Source organism: Aliivibrio fischeri (genome assembly GCF_009727955.1).
Lineage (GTDB): Bacteria > Pseudomonadota > Gammaproteobacteria > Enterobacterales > Vibrionaceae > Aliivibrio > Aliivibrio fischeri_A.
In genome coordinates this window covers 1-269 of record NZ_WOBR01000040.1, presented here as the reverse complement: position 1 = coordinate 269, position 269 = coordinate 1, and the positions used below count along the sequence as shown (strand labels likewise).

The 269-nt window shown below is 45.7% G+C and carries 2 tRNA genes; both read left to right on the top strand.

The features are described from left to right. Positions 1 to 16 precede the first annotated feature (16 nt). Positions 17 to 91: transfer RNA gene (locus GNP81_RS19270), tRNA-Gln, on the top strand. An 80-nt stretch (positions 92 to 171) separates the two neighbouring features. Further along, positions 172 to 256 (top strand) — tRNA-Leu (locus GNP81_RS19265). The last annotated feature ends 13 nt before the right edge of the window (positions 257 to 269 follow it).

Here is a 269-nt window from a genome sequence, read left to right as displayed (position 1 = left end):
TTCGTAAGAATCTCGTTGGGATATCGCCAAGCGGTAAGGCAGCGGCTTTTGATGCCGCCATTCCCTGGTTCAAATCCAGGTATCCCAGCCACTTTAAAACGTAATTGATTTATTTCGATTATGACAACGTGTTATTGAATCACCAATCTTCAATTTCACTACAATATTTGTGCGGACGTGGCGGAATTGGTAGACGCACCAGATTTAGGTTCTGGCGCCGCGAGGTGTGAGAGTTCAAGTCTCTCCGTCCGCACCATTATTTAGATTCG